Raw genomic sequence first — 22006 nt, 5'->3', positions numbered from 1 at the left:
ACCATGATGGGATTTGCTGCGCCCTTTTTTGCGACTTTGCTGCTCGCTGCCGGTTTCGTGTGGTTTCTGCACAGCCGCCGGGAATACCGCCAGATTGTGCCCAGCCTGGCGCTGTGGCGGCAGCTCCAGACCCATGCGGGGCTAAAGCCCAAGGCCCGGCTGATCCCGCCGATCACGGTGCCGCTGCTCCTCCAGCTTCTGGCCGTTGCGCTTTTCACGCTGGCGCTTACCCAGCCTTTCTGGGGCAATCGCACTGTCCCCGATCACATGATCATTGTCATCGACACCTCAGCTGGAATGCGTGCAAGCACCGACGGCCAGACGGCGTTCGATACCGCCAGAAGCGCGGTCCTCGCCGATTTCTCGGGCGATCTGCAGCCGGCGCCCGAGCGGCTGTCGGTGATCGCAGCGGGCCCGCGGCCGACCTATATCGCCGCCCGCTGGACATGGTCGGGCGACAATCTGAACGCCGCGCTTGCCGATGTGTCTCCGACCGATGGCGCAAGCGACTGGACCGAAACGGCCAGGCTCATTCCCGGTATCGCGCGCGACGACGAGACCACGGAAATCCTGTTCGTCTCAAACCAGCCCGCGCCCCTCGATTTTGTCCAAGCCACGGATAATCTGGCGCTTTCCCACCATATCGTTGCGGGGGGGCAAGACAATTCCGCCATCAGCGGAACCCTGTTATTGGTCGATGCGGCGACCAATGCGTGGACGCTGGACGGTCAAGCGCTGCTGGGCGAGCGCGACGCGCTGTCGATCACCGTGCAATACGCCGCCGACAGCAGCCGGACACCGCTCGACTGGACGACGATCACCCTCGAGCGACCCGAAGGCGAGAGCGGCCCCGTTGCATTTTCTCAGGACCTCGAACTGCCCGGCCCGGGAATCGTCACCGCCTCTATTCCCTCCGATGCCAACGCACGCGACAACCGGCTGCGCTTTGTGGCCGAACCGACCGCCCAGACGCTCGATATCCTTTATGTCGGCGATGGCGAACAACCCCTGCTCCGCGCACTCAATGCCGTTCCCGGTGTCCGGATATTTGAGGATTCCACGCTCGGGGATGCAGCAGACGACTTCGGGCTGGTCATCGTCGAAACCCAACAATCCACAGCGGCACCGGCGACCAATTCGATCATTATCGAAACCGGTGGCAGCCCGCTGGCAGATGGCGATCCCGACGATTGGACGAACGAGCATCCATTGTCCCAGGACATGGACTGGGCCGCGCTTGCCATCGAAACGGCCACGGGGCTAACGCCGGGTGACGGCGAAACCACGCTGCTGTCCGCCGACGGGGCGCCCCTCATCACCGCGGCAGCAACACAAACCGGCCGTCATATCCGCATCGGATTCGATCCCCGGCGCTCCAACTGGCCCCAAACCAGCGGTATGCCGATCTTTGTCGCCAATCTCATCGATTGGATCGGTCGCCAGCCGGGCGCGGCGCCGGCGGCAAGCTGCACCGTGGGCATGCCCTGCCGGATCGACGCCCGCCTGCTGGGCCAGCCGATCAGCAATCTCGAATTTCCAGGACGGCAATCGGCCCGTGTCCCCGAGGGCGATTTCATCCCCCAGGAGGTCGGGCTGTTCCGCGTTGGGCAAGGGGCCCTGACTCGTTTGCTGGCCGTCAACCCGGCCGAACAAGCCGATGCCGCCGAAAGCCTTGAGGCGTCACGCGCCGCTGGCTGGCCGCAGGGCCTGGCACCCTGGCTCCTCGGGGCGGGCCTGCTGGTGCTGATTGTCGAAGGTGTCCTCACAGCCCGCAAACACGGCTGGCTGCCCCGTTTTTCGGCCCTTCGGCTGGTCACGCTGGCCCTGCTCGTCGCCGCAATCGCCAATCTTGCATGGCCATGGCCCGGCTCGAATGCCGGCGTTGTGGTGATCGCCGCACAGCCCGACAGCCTGCAGGCCGACCCGACGGGAGGCGGCTCCGGGGTTGGCGGTCTTGTCGCCGGCCCGTCGGCCCAGATCGTTGCCGATCTTGGAACCTCGGGGCCGACGTCATCGACCGTTCTGCGCGTCACCCATACATCGCGGGCGCTCGAACTGGCCGCGGCCATGATCCCTCCAGAACGGGACCGATATCTGGTTATGGCCGGCGATGCGGCCCCCGAGCCGGAGCTCGGACGGGCATTGGCCGCGCGGGGCGTCACAGTCAATTATCTCGAAACGCCACCGCTTGAGGACGGGGAGGTCTTTGTGGGACGGCTCGATGTGCCCCAGCAGGTGCTTTCGGGCGAAGCCGTTCCTTTGACCGCGCTCGTTCAAAGCAGCGATACCCAGACCGTCAACATGGAGATCGTGTCAAACGGCGAAGCAATTGCCAGTCAGGACGTCGAGCTCGACACCGGGCAGAACAGAATTCAGGCCGTGCTGCCGGAAATCGAAAGCGGCGAAAACCTCGTCGAAATCCGGCTGGCGGGCACTGACCCTTTTCCGCAAAACGATGCCATCGGCCAGATGCTCTCGACGGCCCCGGTCCGACCCATTGCGATCATTGCCGCCGACCCCGCTCATGGCGAAGCCTTCCAGCGTCTTCTCGAGGACCAGGGGCTCGAGGCCGAAATGTTCGAGCCGCGTCGGGCACCCTACTATCTCAAGGATTGGCTGGGGTTCGGTGACATCGTGCTTTTGAACACCCCCGCCCTTTCGCTCACGACGTTGCAGCAATCGCTGATCGAAACCGCCGTGGAAGACTACGGCATGGGGCTGTTGATCCTTGGCGGGCCAGACAGTTTCGGTCCCGGCGGGTATTTCGGCACGCCGCTTGAAGCTGTCTCTCCACTGTCGAGCCGCGTGCCCCAGGATGCGCCGGAAGTGGTGATGGTGTTTATTCTCGACCGGTCCGGTTCGATGCAGCAGCCGGTCGGCGAGGGCAATCGGCTCGACGTTGCCAAAAGCGCGACCATGGCGGCCACCGAACTGCTCAATCCCCAGAGCCAGATCGGCATCATCGCTTTTGACGCCGAAGCGCGAACATTGCTCCCGCTCACCCGGCTCGCCGATGCGCCCGGCGCGGTGCAGGCGTCGCTCGAAGGTTTCGATCCGGGTGGCGGCACCGCGATCTACCCCGGCCTTGTCGAAGCCCTTGAAATGCTGGACGGCATCGATGCCGCGGCCAAGCATATCGTGGTGATGACCGATGGCTTGAGCCAGCCGGGCGATTTTCCAGGCGTTGTCGGCCAGTTGCGCGCCCAGGGCGTAACGGTTTCCGCAGTGGCGATCGGCGAGGGTGCCGACACCTCCGTTGCCCGCACCATCGCCGACCTGGGCGGCGGCGCTGCCCACATCACCGCCGATTTCGAAGCGCTGCCCTCGATCCTTTCGCAAGAAGCAATGCTGCTTGCCTCTCCGGTCAAGGAAGGGGCGACCCAACCGGTCTGGCAGGATCGCAGCGCCAGTTTCCTTGGGGCCCTTCCGGCGCAATTGCCGCCGCTGACCGGATTTGTCGGCACCACCGCCAAGCCCGATGCCGAACTGGTCGCGACAACCACCGATGACGAGGGGCGCGACATGCCCGTCCTCGCCTATTGGCGCTATGGCAACGGCATGGTGATGGCCCTGACCACCGATGCCACGGGACCATGGTCTGACGCCTGGCAGCGCCTGCCCCAATACGGGGCCCTCTGGAACGATATTTTGCTTCAGTTCCAGCCAACCACGCCGCGTCCAGGCCTGACCCTGACCACGGCAAGCGACGGCGATTATCTCGATCTGCGGGTCAGCGCGCTCGATGAGGACGGGTTGCCGCTGACGGGGCGCTCGCTGGTTGCAACCGTCACACCGCCCCAGGATGGGGCCAGCGAGACGACGACGCTGACCGAGGTGCGGCCCGGGCTCTATGAGGGTCGCCGCGTGCTCGACGCCGTCGGCCGCTACGGCCTCAGCATCGACCAGGGCGATGATGCCGACCCTATCCAGACGTCCTATTACCATTCTTACGATACGCGCTATGATTTCTCGCGCAGGGGTGGAGCCCAGGGGCTGGCCCGCGCGACGGGAGGAACGGCAATAACACCGCAGGAGATTTCAACGCTGGGCGCCGGCCTGACGCTGACATGGCTGCACAACTGGCCGGCATGGGCGCTTCTGGCGTTTGCCGCCTTTCTCATCGATCTCGGCCTGCGCTATCGCCGGTTTTCGGCGCGGCGGAAATCGAAGACGACACCTCAATACTCTCAGACCTCGCGCCAAGGAGCACCAATCTCATGACTGCGATCTCGCCACAGACACCTCTCGAAGACGGCGCGCCCGAACTGGCCGCGCTGCGCGAGGCCCTCAGCCGCACGCGTGCCTCCATCGCGACGACGGTGATCGGTCAGCAAGGCGTTGTCGATCTCATGTTGATCTCGCTCATGGCCGGCGGGCACGTTCTGCTCGAAGGCCCTCCCGGTGTCGGCAAGACGCTGATGGTGCGCTCGCTGGCGCGGGCCGCCGGCCTGACCTTCTCGCGCGTGCAGTTCACGCCGGACCTGATGCCGGCCGACATCACCGGCGCCTCGGTGCTGGTGCCGGGTGCCGATGGGCGCACCCAGCTCGAGTTTCGAAAAGGCCCGATCTTTGCCCAGTTGCTTCTGGCCGACGAGATAAACCGGGCAACCCCGCGCACCCAATCCGCCCTGCTCGAAGCCATGCAGGAGGGTACGGTTTCGGCGGGCGGCACCACAATGGATCTGCCAAAACCCTTCTTCGTTCTGGCCACGCAAAACCCCATCGAGATGGAGGGCACCTACACCTTGCCCGAAGCCCAGATCGACCGATTCCTGTTCCGCATCGATGTGCCCTACCCAGATCAGGACGTGCTGACGGGCATCCTGTCGGCAACGACCGGCACCGGGCAGGACAAACTGACCCAGGCGATGACGGCATCCGATATCATTGCCCTTCAGGGCCATGTCCGCTCGGTCCCCATCGCGACCGCCATTCAGCAGGCCGTGGCCCGGTTCTGTCTCGCAACCCAGCCCGGTGGCGAAACGGCGGACAAGGACGTTTCGCGCTACGTCCGGTTCGGGGTGAGCCCGCGCGGCGCCCAGGCGCTTGTCGTTTCGGCCAAGGCCCATGCTTTCATGGCCGACCGCAATCATGTCTCGGTCGCCGATCTGCGCGCCGTGCTGCTGCCGGTCATGCGCCATCGCGTACAGGTGAACTTCGAAGGCCGCGCCGCCAATATCGATATCGACAAATTGCTGCTCCGCCTTTTCGACCAGACCATGGGCAAACTCTGATGCGTCCACCGTCCGCCCTTCTCGAACGCCTGACAACGAGCCGCCTGCTGCCGGCATTTGCCCAGCCATCGGTGGGCACCGGCGAGCGCCGTTCGCGCCGCAAGGGACCGGGCATGGAATTTATCGACCACCGCCCCTACCAGACGGGCGATGACACACGGCACCTCGATCCGCATCTTTACGCGCGCACCGGCGAATTCGTCGTGCGCGAATATTCCCTCAACCAGCAATTGCCGGTGACCATCGTTCTCGATCTTTCCGGATCGATGGCGGCGGGACAGGGCGAAAAGCGCGAGCGCGCCAAACTGGTTGCCCAATTGCTCGGCTTTGCCGCGCTGGCCGGAGGCGACCGGATTCAGGTCGTGGTACCGGAGCAGGCGGGCAACAAATTCTCGCCGCGATGGCATGGTGCGGCGCGGGCCGATCTGATGTTTGACTGGATCGCCAAGGAGGCAGATGCTGGCCGAAGCGATTTTCAGGATGCGCTGCGGACGCTGCGCCGGGATTTGCCGTCTCACGGCCTGGTCATCGCCATCAGCGATTGGTGGGACGGTGATGTCAGCCCGGTCCTCGACATCCTGTTTTCCGCCGGGCATGAAATCCTGGCCGTCCAGATCCTGACACCGCAGGAAATCGATCCGGCCGGCACGGAAACCGGCATCGTCACCATGGAAGATGCCGAAACCGGGGAGGAACTGGAACTGGCCATCGACGCGGGCCTGCTCAGCCGCTATCGCAAGCTTTTTGCCGCGCGGCAGGAAGAAATGCGCGGGCTTTTCAATTCGAAACACTGGCATTTCGTGACCGTTTCGACCGACGATGATATCAGCCAATTGTTCACCCGTACGCTACGGGCACAGGGAGTTCTTTCATGAGCGATGATGCCGGCGGCACACCTGCAATCGTGGTTGAGGGCGTATCCAAGCGCTTTGGCCGTGTGCTGGCGCTCGACGATGTGTCGCTGTCGGTACAGCAGGGGGAAACATTCGCCCTGCTCGGCCCCAACGGTGCGGGAAAAACCAGCCTGCTCGATATCTTGTGCACCATCAGCAGACCCGACGGCGGGCGGGCCGAAATCGCCGGCATCGATGTGATGAAACAACCGCTTCGTGCACGGCGGCAATTGGGCGTGGTCTTTCAGGAAGCAACGCTCGATACCCGCCTCTCGGTTTTCGAGAACCTCGATTTTCATGGCATGGTCTATCAGATGAGCCGCGCCGACCGCCGCCGGCGCATCGATGAAATGCTCGCTCTTGTGGAGTTGTCCGACTGGCGCGACGCTGTAACGCGAACGCTCTCGGCAGGCATGCGGCGGCGGCTGGAAATCGCCCGCGGCCTGATGCACGAACCCAAGATCCTGTTTCTCGACGAACCCACCGTGGGGCTCGATGCACAATCGCGGGCCAAGATCTGGTCCTATCTCGAACAGCTCCGGGCCAGCCAGAACATCACCATTGTCGTGACCACTCACTATATCGAAGAAGTCGATACCTGCGACACGATCTGCATTATCGACCACGGCAAGATCCTGGCGCGCGGCACACCGGAATCGCTCAAGGCGGCCCACGGCACCAGCCTGTTCCGCGTCACCCCGCGCACCGCCGACGCCCATGCTGCCCTTGTTGCGCGCTACCCAGGAACGGTCGAAGGCGCCGAGGGTCAATTGCTTATCAAGGCCGAAAATGCCGGCAGCGCCGATGCGCTGCTGGCAGAGTTCGGAACCCAGTTGCGTCAGGTGTCGGTCGACCAGCCCAGCCTTGAAAGCGTATTCCTGTCCCTTACCGGCCGCGATCTGCGCGAAGCGCCTCCGGCCAACGCCAAAAAGCGGGGGCGTGGATGACCCAGTCCCCACCCAAAGCCATGACTGTCCAGGACGGCGGAGAGCCCGGTCCATGGCTCGTGGCGGCAACCCGGGTCGGGTTTCTCGCGCTTCTGATCGTTCTGTGGTGGATCGCCTCGGTCAACGTGGCGCGCAACATCGTCCCCTCGCCCTGGGCAACCCTGCAGGCGGCCGGGGGCCTGTTGCAGGAGGGGCGGCTGCAGACGGCTTTTGTCGATTCCGTTTCGATCTATCTTTCGGGCTATGGGCTCGCCATCCTGTGCGCCATCCCGCTGGGTGTCGCGATGGGCGCCTTCAACCTTTTTGGCCGCACGCTCGAAATCTATGTCTATGCGCTCTCGGCCACCCCGCGCGTGGCGTTCATCCCACTCATTATCGTGCTGCTCGGGCTGGGGAGCGAGGCCAAGGTGTTCATTGTGTTTCTGGGCGCCGTAATGCCCATTCTCATCAACACCTATGCCGGTGTGCGCCAGTCCGATCCCGAACTGATCGAAATGGCGCGCTCGGTCGGTGCGGGGCGCTTTCGGATATTCACCCGCATTGTCCTGCCCGGCGCTGTGCCTTACGTCATCGTCGGTCTGCGCCTCGGGGCTACGATCGGTCTCATCAATACGGTCGTTGCCGAACTCTATACGGCAGTACGCGGGCTCGGCGGGCTTCTGGCCATCTATGGCAACACCTTCAGGATGGCGGAATATTTCGTCATCGTCCTTTCGCTGGCAGTCATCGGAGTCATCGTGACCGAGGGACTGCGTTTCGTCGAAATGCGCCTAGCCAAATGGCGGCGCTGAAAACCCCAAGGGAGAGAGAAAATGACCACCAAATCAATGATGCTGGCTCTGGCCGGATCGGTCGCCAGTCTGGCCCTGATGACCGGCGCGGGTCTCGCGCAATCGAGTGAGCCTTTCCGCCTGATCGTCACCCATCTCGAGGCACCGCTTGTGCCAAACTCGGTAATGGATCTGGCCGCCGAGCTGGGCTATTTCGAAGCCGAGGGCGTCGATGTCGAGCTCGTTCGCGTTCAGCAGACCCCATCGGCCATTGCCGCATTGCAGTCGGGCGATGGCGAAATGGCCAATATCGGTGTCGACGCGCTTTTGCAGGTGATCCACAACGGCGCCACCGATTTCCGCGCCGTGACATCGCCCAACAAATCGCTGCCGTTCCTCATCGCCTCCAAGGACGATATCGCAACCCCGGCCGATCTGGCCGGCCGCAGCTTCGGCGTGGGACGGGTCGGCAGTCTCGACCACTCGCTGTCCACACTGGTTCTGTCCAGCCAGGGCGTCTCGATCGATGATTCCGAAATCATCTCGCTCGGACAGCCCGACATTCGCGCCCAGGCGCTTCTGGCCGGACAGGTCGATGCCACGACCATGTCGATCGGCGTCTGGAGCGAGCTGCCCGATACACAAGGACTGCATGTACTGATCGATCAGGACGCCTATTACGAGGGTGCTCCGGTGGTCAACAAGGTCAACGCAGTCACCGGCGACGTTCTGGCCGAACGGCCCGAAGACGTCCAGGCGGTCATCCGGGCGCTGACCAAACTCTCGCGCGACTTTGCCGAGAACCCCCAGATGTGGGTCGACGCTATGGTCGAGGCCCGCCCCGACGTCAGCACCGAAGTGCTTGAAATGCTTGCACAATCATTCGCTGGAAGCTGGAGTGTCAACGGCGGCATGAGCGTTGAGGAGCTGAGCTATACCAGCGACTGGCTCTACGAAACCGAAGACTTCGCCGATTTCGAACAGCTGGCGCTCGAAGACTGGGTCGACTTTGGACCGGTCGATGCCGTGCTTGGCGAACTGGGCACCGACGAATCCATGGACCCCGCCGATAGATGAGCGTCGTCCATTTCCCGGGAGGAAACCGCGTGGCAGCAGAACCGCAGGCGTCAAAAGCCCTGCTCACGTTCACAGATGTCCAGAAACGCTTCGTACAGCCGGACGGTGCCGTCAACACGGCCATCGACGGCGTGTCGCTCGACATTCCCGAACGCGAATTTGTTGCCCTGATCGGCCCTTCGGGATGTGGCAAGACCACTGTCCTGCGGCTGGCCAATGGCCTGATCGTTCCCGATGCGGGAGCGGTCAGGATCGATGGCCAGCCGCCCAGACCCGGTCCTGACATGGGGTTCGTCTTTCAGGCGTTCCGCCTGATCCCCTGGGCCAATGTGCAGGCCAATATCGAGTTCGCGCTCGAAAGCCTGGAGCTTTCCAGAGCCGAACGCGCCGAGCGGGCCCGGCAATATCTCGATCTGGTCGGGCTGTCGCGCTCGGCCAGGGCTTACCCCGCTCAGCTTTCCGGCGGGATGAAACAGCGCGTGGCGCTGGCGCGTGCACTCGCCGGGGAGCCGCGCGTCCTTTTGATGGACGAGCCGTTCGCAAGCCTCGATGCCCAAACGCGCGAACTGATGCAGGGCGAGTTGCTCTCCATCTGGCGGCGGCTGACCCCCACCGTGATGTTTGTCACCCACAGCGTCGATGAAGCGCTGGTGCTGGCCGACACGATCGTCGTGATGGGAGCGGGCAAGGTGCTCGAGACCATAAAGATCGATCTGCCACGCCCCCGGCTCACCGTCGAAATGCGCGCGGACCCGCGCTTTCTCGAGCTGCGGTCCTATCTGTGGAACCGCATCCGCGAACTCGTTCTCACCGACCCGGCGTCCGAATTCTTCGGCCGCAATCTCAATGAATAGGAGCTCCCGATGACCGCCATATGGGGACAACTGGTCGGCGTCTATGCCATCTGGCTGCGCGAGGTCAAACGCTCGTTGCGCGACAAGGGCCAGTTGATCGGCGGCATCAGCCGGCCATTGCTGTGGGTGCTGATCCTGGGCATCGGGCTCAATCCCTATTTTCGCGGTGAAGTCTATGGTGAAGTGCGGTTTGTGGTGCCCTACACCTATCTCCAGTTCATCTTCCCCGCCGTCATCGTCCTCAACATTCTCTATACCTCCATCCAGTCGGCCGTTTCGTTGATCTGGGACCGCGAATTCGGGTTCCTGCGCGAGGTGCTGGTCTCGCCCATGTCGCGCAACATGATCCTTCTGGGCAAGGTGCTCGGGGGCGCGACCACGGCCGTTATCCATGGCTGCATGGTGCTGGTCGTTGCGCGCTTTGTGGGGGTCGTTCTGACATGGGAGACGATCCTTGCGGCCATTGGCCTGATGTTTGCCCTTGCATTCGGGCTGACCGCCTTCGGCATCGTGATTGCCAATTACGTGCGCGGTTTCGAGAGCTTCGGGGTGTTTTCCAACGCGGTGATCCTGCCGCTCTATTTCACCGCCAGTTCGGTCTTCCCGCTCGATCCGGCCCTCACCCGTGCCCAGACGCTGGTCACCTATCCCGAATGGCTGGTCATCATCGTCGAGCACAACCCCCTGACCTACGCCGTCGACGCCATGCGCGGCATCCTCATCAAGTTCAACCAGTTCGATCCTGCTCTGGGCTTTCAGGTGGTGGGCATCATGGCCGTTGGATTGTTCCTTCTGGCCATGTGGGAGTTCAGGAAAGTCTGATGTCCGCTCCCGCCCCCGCAAGGCCGCGCAAGCGGCACTGGCTGTTCGACATGATCCCGCTGGCGCTGTGCTTTGCGCTACTGTTTGCCGTGAGCTTTTTGCCGCCCGACAATTCGCGATACGAGGTCGACAGACTTGGCCGGCTGAGCGTCTGCATGCCCGACCTGTACCCGCCGCTGGTGACCGACAATGCCGACCGGCCCGGGTTCGAAGTCGAGTTGCTCCAGAACATCACAGAGCGGCTCGGCTGGCGGCTCAACATTGTTTCAAACGCCTCGATGGGACGCGACTTCAACCCGCGCAACTGGCGCATCAACCGCGCCCAATGCCAGGTGCTGGCCGGTGGCATCGCGATCAATTCGACGACAAGCTCTTTCCTGGACACCACCGAACCGCATCTGGTGACGGGCTGGGCCCTGATCGCGCCACAGGGCACCACCATCGAGACCGTGCAAAGCCCCGTGGGGTTCATGGCAGGGCTCACCGGCCTCGACCGGATCGGTCTTGGCCAATATATCCGCCAGCGCGGAATTACCGCGACCATTGTCAACGACGCCGCAACCCTGCGCGCGCGCCTGGAGGCAGGAGATTACGACGCGGCGATCACCGAGGCCCTGCTCGCCAGCACCATTTTTTCCGACACCGATCTCGAGATCACGGTGCTCGGGGCGCCGCTCGAGCGCATTCCGCTGGGAATGGGGTTCTGGAAGGGCGACCTCACGCTCAAGCGTGCCGTCGAATCCACCCTTGCCGACATCCGCGCCGATGGAACACTGGCCCAACTGGCCGAACGCTACGATTTGGACGCGAGCATCCTGTGCCCCTCGGCAACCGGCGCGTGCTGAACTTTCCCCCGCCAATACCGCTTGCGTGACCGACCGAGCCTGGATCAAGTCCTTTTTTTTGCGCGTCCGAACTGCAAAACCGTTTCCATCCCCGATCGCGTCGAGGACATGCTTTTGCTGGACACGCCCTAAACCCTTGCTTTGTCGCGTGTCCGAACCGCAGAACCGTTTCCACTTTTGCTGGAAACGCTTGTCTTATGACAGATCCGGCTCTTGTGCGATTAAAGGGCCAGTGGGCGCCATCTGCTTTATGGCGCGCACTGGCGGCGGTTGGATCGGTGATGGCTTGGTCGTGATGGACCGTTTTAGAGTGTGATCGACCGCCGTCTTCGCCTGAGGCCTGAACGGATACAGAGCGGCGTAAAGCCCTCTAGGACAAGCATAGGACACGCGAAGATGACCAAGGATAGCATCGGCATTGATATCTCGAAAGCCAATCTCGACGCCCATCGCGCCAAGACCGGTGAGACGGCCCGGTTTGCCAATTCCCCCACCGGTCTGCGCGCCCTGCGCAATTGGATTGGGGCACAACGCCCCGATCTGATCGTCTATGAAGCGTCCGGTCCCTATCACGCAGTCTTCGAGCGCGCATTGGCCGCAAGCCTGCCCCTGGTCAAGGTCAATCCCCTGCAGGCACGCCGATTTGCCCAGGCACGGGGAACCCGGGCCAAGACCGATGCCGTCGATGCGCGTATGCTGGCTGCCATGGGCGTCGCATTCGATCTTATCCCCAATGGACCCCAGCCTGAAAATCAACACGTTCTCAAAGAATTGCAGATCGCGCGCATGGCGCTTATCAAGGACCGTACACGCCTGTTGAACCGGCAAAAGACACAGACCTTGGCCCTGACCAGGCGCCAGACCAAGTCAAGGCTCGATCAGATCAAGCGGCAACTCGCCGAGTTGGACGGTGAGGTGCTACGGCTCGTGCGCCAGTGCCCCAACCGGGCCCGGGCCTTCGATATCGTGCGGTCCATTCCCGGAGTGGGGCCGATCACCGCGGCTGCCATCCTGGTCGAATGCCCCGAAGTCGGAACCATGACCTCAAAACAGGCCGCAAGCCTCGCAGGTCTCGCCCCCATGACACGGCAGTCGGGACAATGGCGCGGAAAGGCCTTCATTCAGGGTGGACGCAAGATCCTGCGGGACGCCCTCTATATGCCAGCTCTGGTCGCAGCCCGATACAATCCCGACCTCAAACAAAAATACAACGCCATGATCGGTGCAGGAAAACCCCCAAAACTCGCCCTGACTGCCCTGATGCGAAAGCTCATCGAACTCGCAAACGCTCTCATCAAACAGGACCGCAACTGGCAGCCAAAAAGCGCTTGATCAAGACGGATACTCTAAGCAACTTTTTCGAAATCGAAACTGCCGGCGGCCAGAAAGCTGGAAATTTCACACGCCGGGATCGGCGGTGAGAACAGAAATCCCTGAACTTCATCGACGCCAGGCAACTCCTTGAGCAGGGCAAGCTGCCTGGGAGTTTCTACCCCTTCGACAACCACCGACATGCCCAGTTCGGAGCTCAGGCTTGCAACCCCGGCCAGCAGACGACGCGACCGGCTGCTGACTTCGACGTCCTGGAGGAATGACCGGTCGATCTTGACCTTGTCGAGCGGGAAGTGGTGCAGATAGCTCAAGCTCGCATAGCCCGTGCCGAAATCGTCGAGCGAAACGCGCACGCCAAGGCTGCGCAGGTTTTCCAGTGTGGTGCGGATAGCGGCGGTATTTTCGAGCAGGAGAGATTCAGTGATCTCGATCTCGAGCCGATGGGCCGGCAGCCCGGAGCGATCGAGCGCGGAAACCACCGAGGTGATGACGTCCCCCCGCCGGAACTGAACCGGCGAAATGTTGACGGCGACATGCACATTGCCCGGCCAGGTCACGCACTGGCGGCAAGCCTCGTGCAGGATGAAATCGCCCAGTTCGATGATCAGGTTGGTTTCCTCGGCGACGGGAATGAACGCGTCGGGCGAGATCAGGCCCCGCTTGGGATGCCGCCAGCGCGCCAGCGCTTCGCAAACCGAACTCTTGCCCGTCCTCAGATTGACGATGGGCTGGAAAAACACCTCGAAATTTCCATCGTCGAGCGCATTGCGGATATCGATCTCCAGGGCGCGTCGCGCCTGGACCCTTGCATCCATCTCAGGCTCGAAGAAGCGCCAGACGCCGCGTCCGTCCGATTTGGCGCTGTAGAGTGCCAGATCGGCGCATTTGAGCATCTGCTCGAAACTCGTGCCATCGCGCGGCGCCAGGGCAATGCCGATACTCGCACCAATAACGAATTGATGGCTTTCGACGGTGAAGACTTCGCTCAACGTCCTCACGATCCGCTGGGCCACCAGGCTCGCTTCATCGGCCGGCCCCTTGAGCTCGCGCAGGACAACGAATTCATCGCCGCCCAGACGCGCAATGACATCGGACGGTTTCATCACCTTGCGAAGACGGTCCGCCACCTGGCACAAAAGAGCATCCCCGCACGGATGCCCCAGCGTGTCATTGACGACCTTGAACTGATCGAGATCGATAAAGAGCAGCGCACAGGGACGGCCGCGCGCCATCACGGTTTCGAATTGCTCCTGGAAATGGGAACGGTTGGGCAGACCGGTCAGCGCGTCGTAACGGGCCAGATGCTCGATCCGCTCCTCGGCCCTGCGCTTTTCGGTTATGTCCTCGATCAGCAGCACAAATCCGCCGGCCTTAATGGGCTGGAACGTCAGTTGCAGGATTCTGTGTCCGGCTGCGTCGATGACGAGAGGCGCGGTGCCCGCAGCGCCGGTCCATTTCCGGAATGCCGAGAAAATCGCATCGCTCGCTTCCAGCGGAACCTGGTTGGCCGCCAGTGCCGTTCCCAACAGCGACCTGACATCCTGTCCCTTCCAGGTGGCGCTTGCGTCGAGATTGAGCAGGCTCATGAAGCGGTCGTTGAAGACGACAAGCTTCTGATCCCCGTCGAACATGCACAGGCCGTGCGGCATGTTGTTGACGGCGGTATCGAAATGGGTGGCAAGCGCGCGAAGATCGTGTGAGGCGACAACGGCGTCGAACAGCGTGAACCGCAGCCGGGTGGCAATGGTTCTGACGCTCAGGAAAAACGGAACCAGCACCAGCGCCAGAAACAGATAGGCCGCCTCGAGATGGAGCAGAAGCCCCATGATCATGGGGATGGCGGCACACGCCGTGGTGAAGATAACAAGTTGATCGGAGGAGTAATTGCGGCCCGTGATGCCGATCATATAGGCGAGGCAAACCGCAAAGCTCACAAGGTGGACGGCCGGATCCGAAGAGAGGGCAAAAGCAAGAAAGCACCAAAGGCTCAGTAGCACCGCGAAGGTGGACGACCCCACGATGTAGCGCCTCTCCCAACCGCGGGCCTGCTCTACGGTTTGCGAACTCCCTGCATTGCGCTCATAGGCGTTCATGTCCATCCAGCGCAGGACACCGGTGAGGGCCAGCGGGAAGGCACACAGAGCGAGCCAGATGATGCCGCTTATCCAGCCGGTCACCAGCGACGCCGCGATTGCACTCGCGGTTCCTGAAAAGAGCGAACGCCTGTCCCTGTAGAGCGCGCTCACCGAGGAAATATAGACCTCGGCAGGCAGGTTGGGCGCGTTTTCGGGAGAGCCTATACCCATGGTTAATTCGCCATACCCCTGCAGAACCAATACGATATAAATTGAAAGTTTTTAAAATTTGCTCCCCTTATCTCGGCAATTTTAAATATTTACCATTCCGTCGCCAGTGCACGGACAGTTTGGCGCCAAGCGGAGACGAGGAATTTACCGCTGATTTTCTTAAAAACTATGGAACATTTTCGCAAAAATGGGACAAACAACATAAACGCACCAATCGGAAACTGGTTAATATTTCGATAATTCCAAGTATAGATAGGCCAAATCGCAGCAAAAGCACCCATCAAAGCGACTAACCGGACCCGGCAGACAATCTCGACCAATTGACCTTGGTTAAAAGTTGGTTAAAGGTGTCCCTTGTATGGTTTAGGGGGCAGTTCATGAGTTCCGTATCATCGGTCGGGACAACTTCGTTTTCCCAACGCCTGATCGATTTTCTTGACAGGATCGAATATCGTCGGCTCGAAGGGTATGGTGAGCGCGAACATGCGTTCAGTTTGCGCTACGAAGCCTATGTCCGCGAAGGCATGATCCCGATCGGCTTTGAAAAGCGGCTGACCGACGATTATGACCACGCCGACAACGGCCATGTCTTTGGTGTCTATATGGACGGCGAGATGGCGAGCACCATCCGGGTGCATTATGCCACCCCGGAAAACCCCCATTCTCCCACCGTCGACGCGTTCCCCGAAACGCTTCTGCCGGAAATCGACAAGGGGCACATCGTCGTCGATCCGACGCGCTTTGCCGTGCATCCCGCAGTGAGCGGCCGGCACCCCGAATTGCCCTATATCACCGCCCGGCTGGGCTTTCTCGCGTCGGAATATTACAGCGCCAATCTGGGCCTGGCTTCGGTTCGCGTAGAACACCAGGCTTTCTATCGGCGCCTTTTCGGCATGCGGCCGCTGTGCCCGCCGCGCCAGTACCATGGTCTCAAAAAGCAGTTGAGCCTTATGGGCATCGACTACTGCGCGGTGCGCGAGAGCGTCATTGCCCGCTATCCCTTTATGAATGCAACGGCCGCCGAGATGGATTTTCTGTTTGGCCCCACGCACTCGACACTCGAGAAAGTGGCGACGGCAGTGTTTTCGGGGCGCGTGGAACCGGCAAACCTGCACTAGGGCGTGTCCAGCAAAAGCATGTCCTCGACGCGATCGGGGATGGAAACGGTTTTGCGGTTCGCAACACGCGACAGAACAAGGGCTTGGAGCCAGGGATTTGAATCAATCAATTCCTGAACAGCTCTGGGATCGAAACACAGCTCGCGCGTGTCAACCGTGGCGCCGGCCAAGGCTGGTCGCCTCGTTGAACACGGCAAACCCTGCGGCGTCATCGATGAACCGGCCCAGCAGCGCGTTAAACCGATCGGGGGCTTCGAGAAAAGAGGCATGCCCCGCCCCGGCAATCACATGGCACTGGCCATCCCAGAGATTGGCGTAATCGAGGCCAGCGAGATAATCGAGGCGCGCAAACGGCTCAAACTCGCCATTGACCACTGCAACAGGGACCGGGCTGTGCTCGACGACCTTTTTCTGATCGACCCCCGCCCCCATCATCAGGCCATGCCCCATGATTTTCCGCATGCGCCAGTCGGCGCGCGCTATCGCATCGCGCAGTTCGCTGGGCGGCATATCGCCGAAACACAGGCGGGCGAGCCGGTCCATCTCCCGATGCGTCAGCCGGCCCTTGGTGGTCAGGGTAAGGTCAAACTGAGGTTGAAAGCCGCGCAGTATGCCAAAGATCCCGCGCGATACAGGCGGCGTCCCCATGATCATCAGGCCCGCAATACGCGGGTCCCTCTCGAGCAATTCGATGCCGATGTGACCGCCAAGCGACCACCCCACGATAGCGAGATGGTCGATTGCCAGGGCGTCGAGAACCTCTCCAACCGTGCTGGCAAAGCCGGGAATGGTGTAGGCCGCCTTGGGATCGACTGCATCGCCGGACGCGCCATGGCCCGCCAGATCGAGCGCGATCAGGCGATGCCGGCTTGCGAGTTCGCTTTCGAGTTGCCGAACAAAGACGTCGCGCGAACTCGAATTGCCATGCAGAAACAGGACCGGAAACCCGTCCGTGCGGGTTTCGGCCAGAGCGATACTCGCTTGCCTTGTCTGTATGCGCCTGTACAACATCTCGGGTTCCGATCAGGATACCAACCGACCCACTCTATCCGAGCGCGCGTGTAAGCCGCGTTAACACCGCACTCGGGCTCTTCCCGCGACGTTTCCAAATTTTCGGCCGGCAATCATCTCCAGAGGACGCCCATGACCACCCCCCAGCCCCAAGCACAAGATCAGGCCTACATATTGGGCCATTCCGAACGCGAACTGGTGCGGTTGGAACGCCAGGCGGCCCTGTTTGCCGACCTGACCCGCGACATCCTTTTGCGGGCGGGGCTGAAAAAGGGCATGCGCGTGCTCGATGTCGGATGCGGGGTTGGCGACGTTTCCCTGATCGCGGCCCACATTGTGGGGCCGGACGGCGCCGTCATCGGTCTCGACCCATCGCAGGCCGCTCTCTCGGTTGCCCGGGCGCGGGCCGAGGCCAAGGGGCTCGACATCTCCTTTGTTGCCGGCACACTCGAAGAAACGGAAATCCCGGCCGATATCGATGCGGTAACCGGCCGGTTCCTCTTGCTTCACATGGCCGATCCCGGCGCGACCATGGCCGAACTGGCCAAACGGCTCAAACCGGGCACGCTCATCAGCTTCATCGAATTCGATATCTCCACCTCCTACGCACAACCCGCCCTGCCGCTGCTCCACAAATGCATCGAGCGGATCGGCGAAGTTTACCGCCGCTCGGGTCGAACCGCCGATATGGGCGCCGCCCTCTACCCCGCGTACCGGGCCGCGGGCCTTGCGCCCGACATGATCGGGCTGACCCGGGTCAGCAATGATCAGGATGTCGATGGGTTCGAGTTCATCGTCGAATCCACCAAGAGCCTGATGTCGGCGATGGAAGCTCTCGGAATCGCAAGTGCGGTGGAAATCGACATCGAGACGCTCCATGACCGTCTGATCGAAGAAGCCCAGGCGGGCCATGACCCATGCATTTTCTACCCGCGCCTGGTCGGCGCCTGGGCCCGCGTTTCCTGACGCGGCAACTTTAGCCATGATGGGACCAAAAAAAGTTGAGTCGATTTGATCCCAGAAAACCAGGCATCGGCCAAAAACGCTGAGTCCCATCGACCACATTTTGTGAGTCGAATATCAGAAGAAACCGGGAATTGTGAGTCGATATGCAGCCATCGACCATGTTTTGTGAATCGATTTTGAGGTCAGCGGCTCCACAATAGTCGGAGGCAAAAAAAAGCCGGCAGATCCTTCGATCTGCCGGCGAAAACCGCACGCGCGAAGCCACCGCGGTGAAGCGGCATCTCAATTGCTGATCTAGAAGCGAGATTTTAACGGTGGACCGCGCATTGTTGCCGTTCGAGGACCAACTCCACCCGATGGGCTGTTATGACGGACGGGGTTCCGGCAATTGCCATCCACCGGTCCCGATTTCCATCGCGCTCGGAGATCGACTTTAACTGCGGGATTTGAGTGCGGCGGGACGCGCCACTGCCGATATGGAATCCGATTGAAAGGCGACGAACGGCATTGTGACGAACCCTGAATCACCACAGCGCCAATGGACAAGTCCTGGTGATGGTCCGCAACGTCTTCCGAAGGCTCTGGTGCGAAATCTTCGTGGTCGAGACCCGTGGCAGGCACCTTCTCCAGATCCATCACCATCTGGACAGCCTCCGTCGCAGTTGCAGATCGAGTCGCTCTGGGCCTTCTGCGCTTTCTTGACCTCACAAGGCCATCGATCTCGGCCAACGTTTCTGCCTGGTTGATTTCGCCATCAAGGAAGAGATCGCCTTGCGCCCGCGCATCGAGCTCGGCACGCGCAGCATTTTTGCGTTCTTCCAGATCGGCCGTCCCAGTTGTTTTCGGGGTCGTGTTCACGCAGCATCCTCCCTTGTGCGGAGTTGGGCGCAGAGGGCGACGACCTGCCTTCTGTCGTAGACAAGTCCCCGGTTTTTTCGAAGTTCAAATTGTGGCTCGACGCCAAGGGTGGCCAGGCGGGTCCTCACCCACCGGTAGCCGACACCCATCATTCTCGAGATCTCGGCAGTCGTGATGTAGGCCTCAGCGACCGCCAGCACATCGCGACGATAAATGGTGCAGACCCCAGACCCGTGGGAGGGAATGATGCCTTCGTTGACCATCGCGATGGTCGTCGCGACAGTTATGCCGAGCAGATCGGCCGCTTCGGCACGCGTCACTGTCGGCTCGATCGGGATCGGGGGACGATACCCACAATCCAAAACACGCGTGATCGCTTCGAAGGAGGGCGCGGCCAATCGAATCAGAGTGGCTTCCAGTCGGCCCTTCACGGCGAACACCTTAAGGCGATCGTCTAGAATAGCCTGAACAACGGGCACCCAAGGCTTCTCGCCGGCCGGCAAGCGATACATCGCCTTCGTCAAGCGGATGTGAAATTCTCCTTTGTCGCGGGGAACGATCCTGGCCTCGATGTCGCCAATCAGCTTATCGACGGAGGAACGGCGATATTGGTGCTTGCCCGTGACCGTAGCCAGAACGGGTCCGGTCACCTTCTCGATCAGGCCTGCCGCGGCAAGTTGTGAAACCGACCCATTGGGGATGCCGAGGCGCAACCCGACACTGGATGAACTCTCCAGATCTTCGCGCAGTGCGACCAGGGACGCGATCTCCTCCGACACCAGAAGGACCGGTCCCTTCGACGTTCCTGAAGATCTGTATCGGGTCACCTCGGGAAACCGGAGGAGCTTGGTGAAGACGCGGCGATCCAGCCCGTGTCGTTCCGCAGCCTCCTGTATCGTGATGAGGTCCGAGCGGCCACGATGTTCCGCCCGGCGCACTTGAACGGCTGACGACGTGAGCTCCATGTTGCGCTCGACGGCACCGCGGACGAGGGCGCGCGCAGGCTCGGAGAGCGTGCGATCCACAGTCAGGGCGTAGACTTGGCCGAGTTCGGACTTGATGCCGTAGAACCCTGCACGGTCGGGCGCTGTGGCGCGCGCCTTCTCGCACAGGCCATCGAATCCCTTCGGCCAGTTCAGAAGAATGCGGCCGGCCTCTGCAACCCTCTCCGGGGTGAACACCCGTGCGTAGTCCTGTCTCGTCTTGGGTTTTGCAGGCGATGTCACGGCGCGCCGAGGATCCTGTTCAATGATTCCCGTGATCGCCATGGCGAGTTCGAACACCTCGCCCCTCGACAAGCCGGAAAGGTCATTGTCGAGCTGGGGCGAGAAGCTGGAACGAACGTCGGGATCAGGATCGACAAGCCCGGTAACAAAGTCCAGCGCCTCTATGTCCTCGAGTTCAACGATGGGCTGGGGAAAGTCTCGAAGATCGACCGTAGGCTGTGCGAATCCCAGATCGTCGGGAGAGGAGCACCAGTCGCAGAAGCAGATTCCCTGGGTGCGTGAAAAGCCGAGTCCGCGATGGCACACCGGACACGCCGAGATCAATGCCTCCTTCGTCTGCGGATCAAACGAGAATGGCTTCAGCTGCCACATCGCCCGCACATAGGGTTTCATCGCCATCGCCCGGGGCGACACACGCCGGATCTGGGCTTCGCGGTGTCTGTTACGAATCGTCGTTCCAAAGAAACCGCAGTTCCCGAGGTCATCAACGAGGTGCCGCGATTGCAAGACCGACGGCGCCCTCGTGCGCATCAGCACCGCCAGGCGTTCGGCTTCGTTATCGTCGAGTTCCGTTACCTTGCTTCCGGGATGGTGGCTCTTCACATCCACCATCTGCAACAGTTCAAAACAGTGTTGGCGCCCATTGGCTTCGGCAGCGCGCGCCACTGCCCCAGGGAGATGCTCATCGGGATAGATGTCGGTAGCGATGATCAAGCGTCTCATACCAGCGTGGCTCCGGGATTGTTGTTGAACGGGTTGTGCGCAGATTCACCGCGGGCGACGATAACGATGTCGACGGCCATGCTTAGATGATCGCGGGAAATGGTCGTCGATCCACTCGTCAATGCGAGAATGGTGGCTTTTTCGACGATGCGACAAACAAGGCCGAGCCGTCCCCCTGATGCAGCATAGAGTGCACTGGGAACATCGTCGTGAACCAGGGGCGGCTCTTCCGTCAGCAGCCCCGTTTGCTTCAGTTTCAGAGCAAGACGACCGCAGAAGGCGAAGAACTCCATGCGCTCGCTTTCGACTGCCCAGCGAAGGGTTTCGAACCGAATTTCGTCGAGAACCCGGCCCTTGAATTGGGTAGACGCGAACAGAAGCTGGCGCGATTGCAGGATACCGCAGAACACAATAGGGACCGACCCGCGGATCATCATGACTTTGAGCGTGTCGGCGACGGTCTGGTCCTGCTGATGGTCATAAACGATCTCATCGGAATTCTGCTTGTAGCGGATGCGACGGTGGGCAAGATGCTGCACTTCGTCGATGACCAGCAGCTCTGTTCCGGCCGACTTGAGAAGCTTGTGAACCCGACGCCACAACGTTTGCTTGGTTCCCCGGTCCGGCTCGTCATCTTCCAAGGCGGTAAGAATGTCCACGGCGAGACTTTTCGGGGTCGCCTGCGCCGACAGCGTCACGTGGACGACCTTTTTCTGTTCCCGCACGAGATCCTCCACGTCCATGACGCTAAGGGCCGGATCTTCAGCCAACAATGCAGGAACGATTTTTTGCCGAACGTAGCTGCGAATCGTATGGCTCTTGCCCGAATGGGAAGGAGCGAAAATGCACAGGCCGCGGGTCGGAGAGTTTGACTCCCTGTTCTTGGCAAATGCCAGCCTGACGGCATCGAACTGGTCATGCGCCTTCTCGAGAGCGCCGTGCTGGATGTAGAGAGATTCGAACGTATTCCAGACCGTTGCGGTGATTACAGCAGTCGTGGACGGGGCGATGTTTTTGGCCATGA

The 22006-nt window shown here is 61.4% G+C and carries 16 protein-coding genes; 12 read left to right on the top strand and 4 right to left on the bottom strand.

The window, feature by feature from the left end:
• Positions 1-3: 3 nt before the first annotated feature.
• From V6617_RS06495 to V6617_RS06450, 10 genes are all read left to right on the top strand, one after another.
• Positions 4-4221 carry a VWA domain-containing protein gene (locus V6617_RS06495; protein ID WP_338609835.1) on the top strand — a complete coding sequence of 1406 codons (4218 nt, stop codon included), beginning with the start codon at positions 4-6 and terminating at the stop codon, positions 4219-4221.
• Positions 4218-5234, top strand: a complete 1017-nt coding sequence (locus V6617_RS06490) for a MoxR family ATPase (RefSeq protein ID WP_338609834.1) — start codon at positions 4218-4220, stop codon at positions 5232-5234. The genes V6617_RS06495 and V6617_RS06490 overlap by 4 nt, the downstream gene beginning before the upstream one ends.
• Positions 5234-6109, top strand: coding sequence for a DUF58 domain-containing protein (locus V6617_RS06485; protein WP_338609833.1), 876 nt, complete (start codon positions 5234-5236; stop codon positions 6107-6109). Before V6617_RS06490 ends, V6617_RS06485 begins: the two co-directional genes overlap by 1 nt.
• Positions 6106-7074 carry an ABC transporter ATP-binding protein gene (locus V6617_RS06480; protein WP_338609832.1) on the top strand — a complete coding sequence of 323 codons (969 nt, stop codon included), beginning with the start codon at positions 6106-6108 and terminating at the stop codon, positions 7072-7074. Before V6617_RS06485 ends, V6617_RS06480 begins: the two co-directional genes overlap by 4 nt.
• On the top strand, positions 7071-7865 hold the full coding sequence (locus V6617_RS06475) for an ABC transporter permease (RefSeq protein WP_338609831.1): 795 nt from the start codon (positions 7071-7073) through the stop codon (positions 7863-7865). The genes V6617_RS06480 and V6617_RS06475 overlap by 4 nt, the downstream gene beginning before the upstream one ends.
• Before the next feature lie 21 nt (positions 7866-7886).
• Positions 7887-8921, top strand: a complete 1035-nt coding sequence (locus tag V6617_RS06470) for an ABC transporter substrate-binding protein (protein ID WP_338609829.1) — start codon at positions 7887-7889, stop codon at positions 8919-8921.
• Between the two features lie 29 nt (positions 8922-8950).
• Positions 8951-9775: an ABC transporter ATP-binding protein gene (locus tag V6617_RS06465; protein ID WP_338609827.1), complete on the top strand. Its 825-nt coding sequence runs from the start codon at positions 8951-8953 to the stop codon at positions 9773-9775.
• 9 nt (positions 9776-9784) lie between these two features.
• Entirely contained in the window at positions 9785-10597 is an 813-nt protein-coding gene (locus tag V6617_RS06460; RefSeq protein WP_338609825.1) for an ABC transporter permease, read from the top strand.
• Positions 10597-11442, top strand: coding sequence for a substrate-binding periplasmic protein (locus V6617_RS06455; protein ID WP_338609824.1), 846 nt, complete (start codon positions 10597-10599; stop codon positions 11440-11442). The genes V6617_RS06460 and V6617_RS06455 overlap by 1 nt, the downstream gene beginning before the upstream one ends.
• A 396-nt stretch (positions 11443-11838) precedes the next feature.
• A complete protein-coding gene (locus V6617_RS06450) occupies positions 11839-12774 on the top strand; it encodes an IS110 family transposase (RefSeq protein ID WP_338607403.1) in 936 nt (311 codons plus the stop codon).
• A 14-nt stretch (positions 12775-12788) separates the two neighbouring features.
• Here V6617_RS06450 and V6617_RS06445 read toward each other — a convergent pair whose 3' ends face one another.
• A complete protein-coding gene (locus V6617_RS06445; RefSeq protein ID WP_338609822.1) occupies positions 12789-15080 on the bottom strand; it encodes a putative bifunctional diguanylate cyclase/phosphodiesterase in 2292 nt (763 codons plus the stop codon).
• 377 nt (positions 15081-15457) lie between these two features.
• Between V6617_RS06445 and V6617_RS06440 the strand changes: the two genes are divergently transcribed.
• Positions 15458-16198 (top strand): N-acyl amino acid synthase FeeM domain-containing protein, encoded by a 741-nt coding sequence (locus V6617_RS06440; RefSeq protein WP_338609821.1) that lies wholly within the window; start codon positions 15458-15460, stop codon positions 16196-16198.
• A 150-nt stretch (positions 16199-16348) separates the two neighbouring features.
• Here the strand turns inward: V6617_RS06440 and V6617_RS06435 are convergent, their stop codons facing one another.
• The gene (locus tag V6617_RS06435; RefSeq protein WP_338609820.1) at positions 16349-17209 is read right to left on the bottom strand and encodes an alpha/beta hydrolase; all 861 of its coding nucleotides are present in this window, start codon (positions 17207-17209) and stop codon (positions 16349-16351) included.
• Positions 17210-17341: 132 nt separating this feature from the next.
• On the opposite strand from V6617_RS06435, the gene V6617_RS06430 reads away from it, so the two are divergent.
• Positions 17342-18175, top strand: coding sequence for a class I SAM-dependent methyltransferase (locus V6617_RS06430; protein ID WP_338609819.1), 834 nt, complete (start codon positions 17342-17344; stop codon positions 18173-18175).
• Positions 18176-19029: 854 nt separating this feature from the next.
• Here V6617_RS06430 and V6617_RS06425 read toward each other — a convergent pair.
• Together V6617_RS06425 and V6617_RS06420 are read right to left on the bottom strand one after the other, a co-directional pair.
• Positions 19030-20982: a hypothetical protein gene (locus tag V6617_RS06425; protein WP_338609818.1), complete on the bottom strand. Its 1953-nt coding sequence runs from the start codon at positions 20980-20982 to the stop codon at positions 19030-19032.
• Positions 20979-22004, bottom strand: coding sequence for an ATP-binding protein (locus tag V6617_RS06420; RefSeq protein ID WP_332716549.1), 1026 nt, complete (start codon positions 22002-22004; stop codon positions 20979-20981). Before V6617_RS06420 ends, V6617_RS06425 begins: the two co-directional genes overlap by 4 nt.
• Positions 22005-22006 lie beyond the last annotated feature (2 nt).

This window comes from Pelagibacterium nitratireducens, assembly GCF_037044555.1.
In the GTDB taxonomy this organism is placed as follows: Bacteria; Pseudomonadota; Alphaproteobacteria; order Rhizobiales; family Devosiaceae; genus Pelagibacterium; species Pelagibacterium nitratireducens.
Note: the sequence above shows the minus strand (reverse complement) of the source record. Positions and strands in the feature narration are given on the sequence as shown.

What these genes read in the sequence shown, in the direction of transcription:
- V6617_RS06460 (WP_338609825.1), top strand. Translation starts at nt 9,785, where the DNA reads ATGACCGCCATATGGGGACAACTGGTCGGCGTCTATGCCATCTGGCTG.
- V6617_RS06445 (WP_338609822.1), bottom strand. Translation starts at nt 15,080, where the DNA reads ATGGGTATAGGCTCTCCCGAAAACGCGCCCAACCTGCCTGCCGAGGTC.
- V6617_RS06490 (WP_338609834.1), top strand. Translation starts at nt 4,218, where the DNA reads ATGACTGCGATCTCGCCACAGACACCTCTCGAAGACGGCGCGCCCGAA.
- V6617_RS06480 (WP_338609832.1), top strand. Translation starts at nt 6,106, where the DNA reads ATGAGCGATGATGCCGGCGGCACACCTGCAATCGTGGTTGAGGGCGTA.
- V6617_RS06470 (WP_338609829.1), top strand. Translation starts at nt 7,887, where the DNA reads ATGACCACCAAATCAATGATGCTGGCTCTGGCCGGATCGGTCGCCAGT.
- V6617_RS06440 (WP_338609821.1), top strand. Translation starts at nt 15,458, where the DNA reads ATGAGTTCCGTATCATCGGTCGGGACAACTTCGTTTTCCCAACGCCTG.
- V6617_RS06435 (WP_338609820.1), bottom strand. Translation starts at nt 17,209, where the DNA reads ATGTTGTACAGGCGCATACAGACAAGGCAAGCGAGTATCGCTCTGGCC.
- V6617_RS06485 (WP_338609833.1), top strand. Translation starts at nt 5,234, where the DNA reads ATGCGTCCACCGTCCGCCCTTCTCGAACGCCTGACAACGAGCCGCCTG.
- V6617_RS06495 (WP_338609835.1), top strand. Translation starts at nt 4, where the DNA reads ATGATGGGATTTGCTGCGCCCTTTTTTGCGACTTTGCTGCTCGCTGCC.
- V6617_RS06430 (WP_338609819.1), top strand. Translation starts at nt 17,342, where the DNA reads ATGACCACCCCCCAGCCCCAAGCACAAGATCAGGCCTACATATTGGGC.
- V6617_RS06450 (WP_338607403.1), top strand. Translation starts at nt 11,839, where the DNA reads ATGACCAAGGATAGCATCGGCATTGATATCTCGAAAGCCAATCTCGAC.
- V6617_RS06425 (WP_338609818.1), bottom strand. Translation starts at nt 20,982, where the DNA reads ATGAGACGCTTGATCATCGCTACCGACATCTATCCCGATGAGCATCTC.
- V6617_RS06455 (WP_338609824.1), top strand. Translation starts at nt 10,597, where the DNA reads ATGTCCGCTCCCGCCCCCGCAAGGCCGCGCAAGCGGCACTGGCTGTTC.
- V6617_RS06420 (WP_332716549.1), bottom strand. Translation starts at nt 22,004, where the DNA reads ATGGCCAAAAACATCGCCCCGTCCACGACTGCTGTAATCACCGCAACG.
- V6617_RS06475 (WP_338609831.1), top strand. Translation starts at nt 7,071, where the DNA reads ATGACCCAGTCCCCACCCAAAGCCATGACTGTCCAGGACGGCGGAGAG.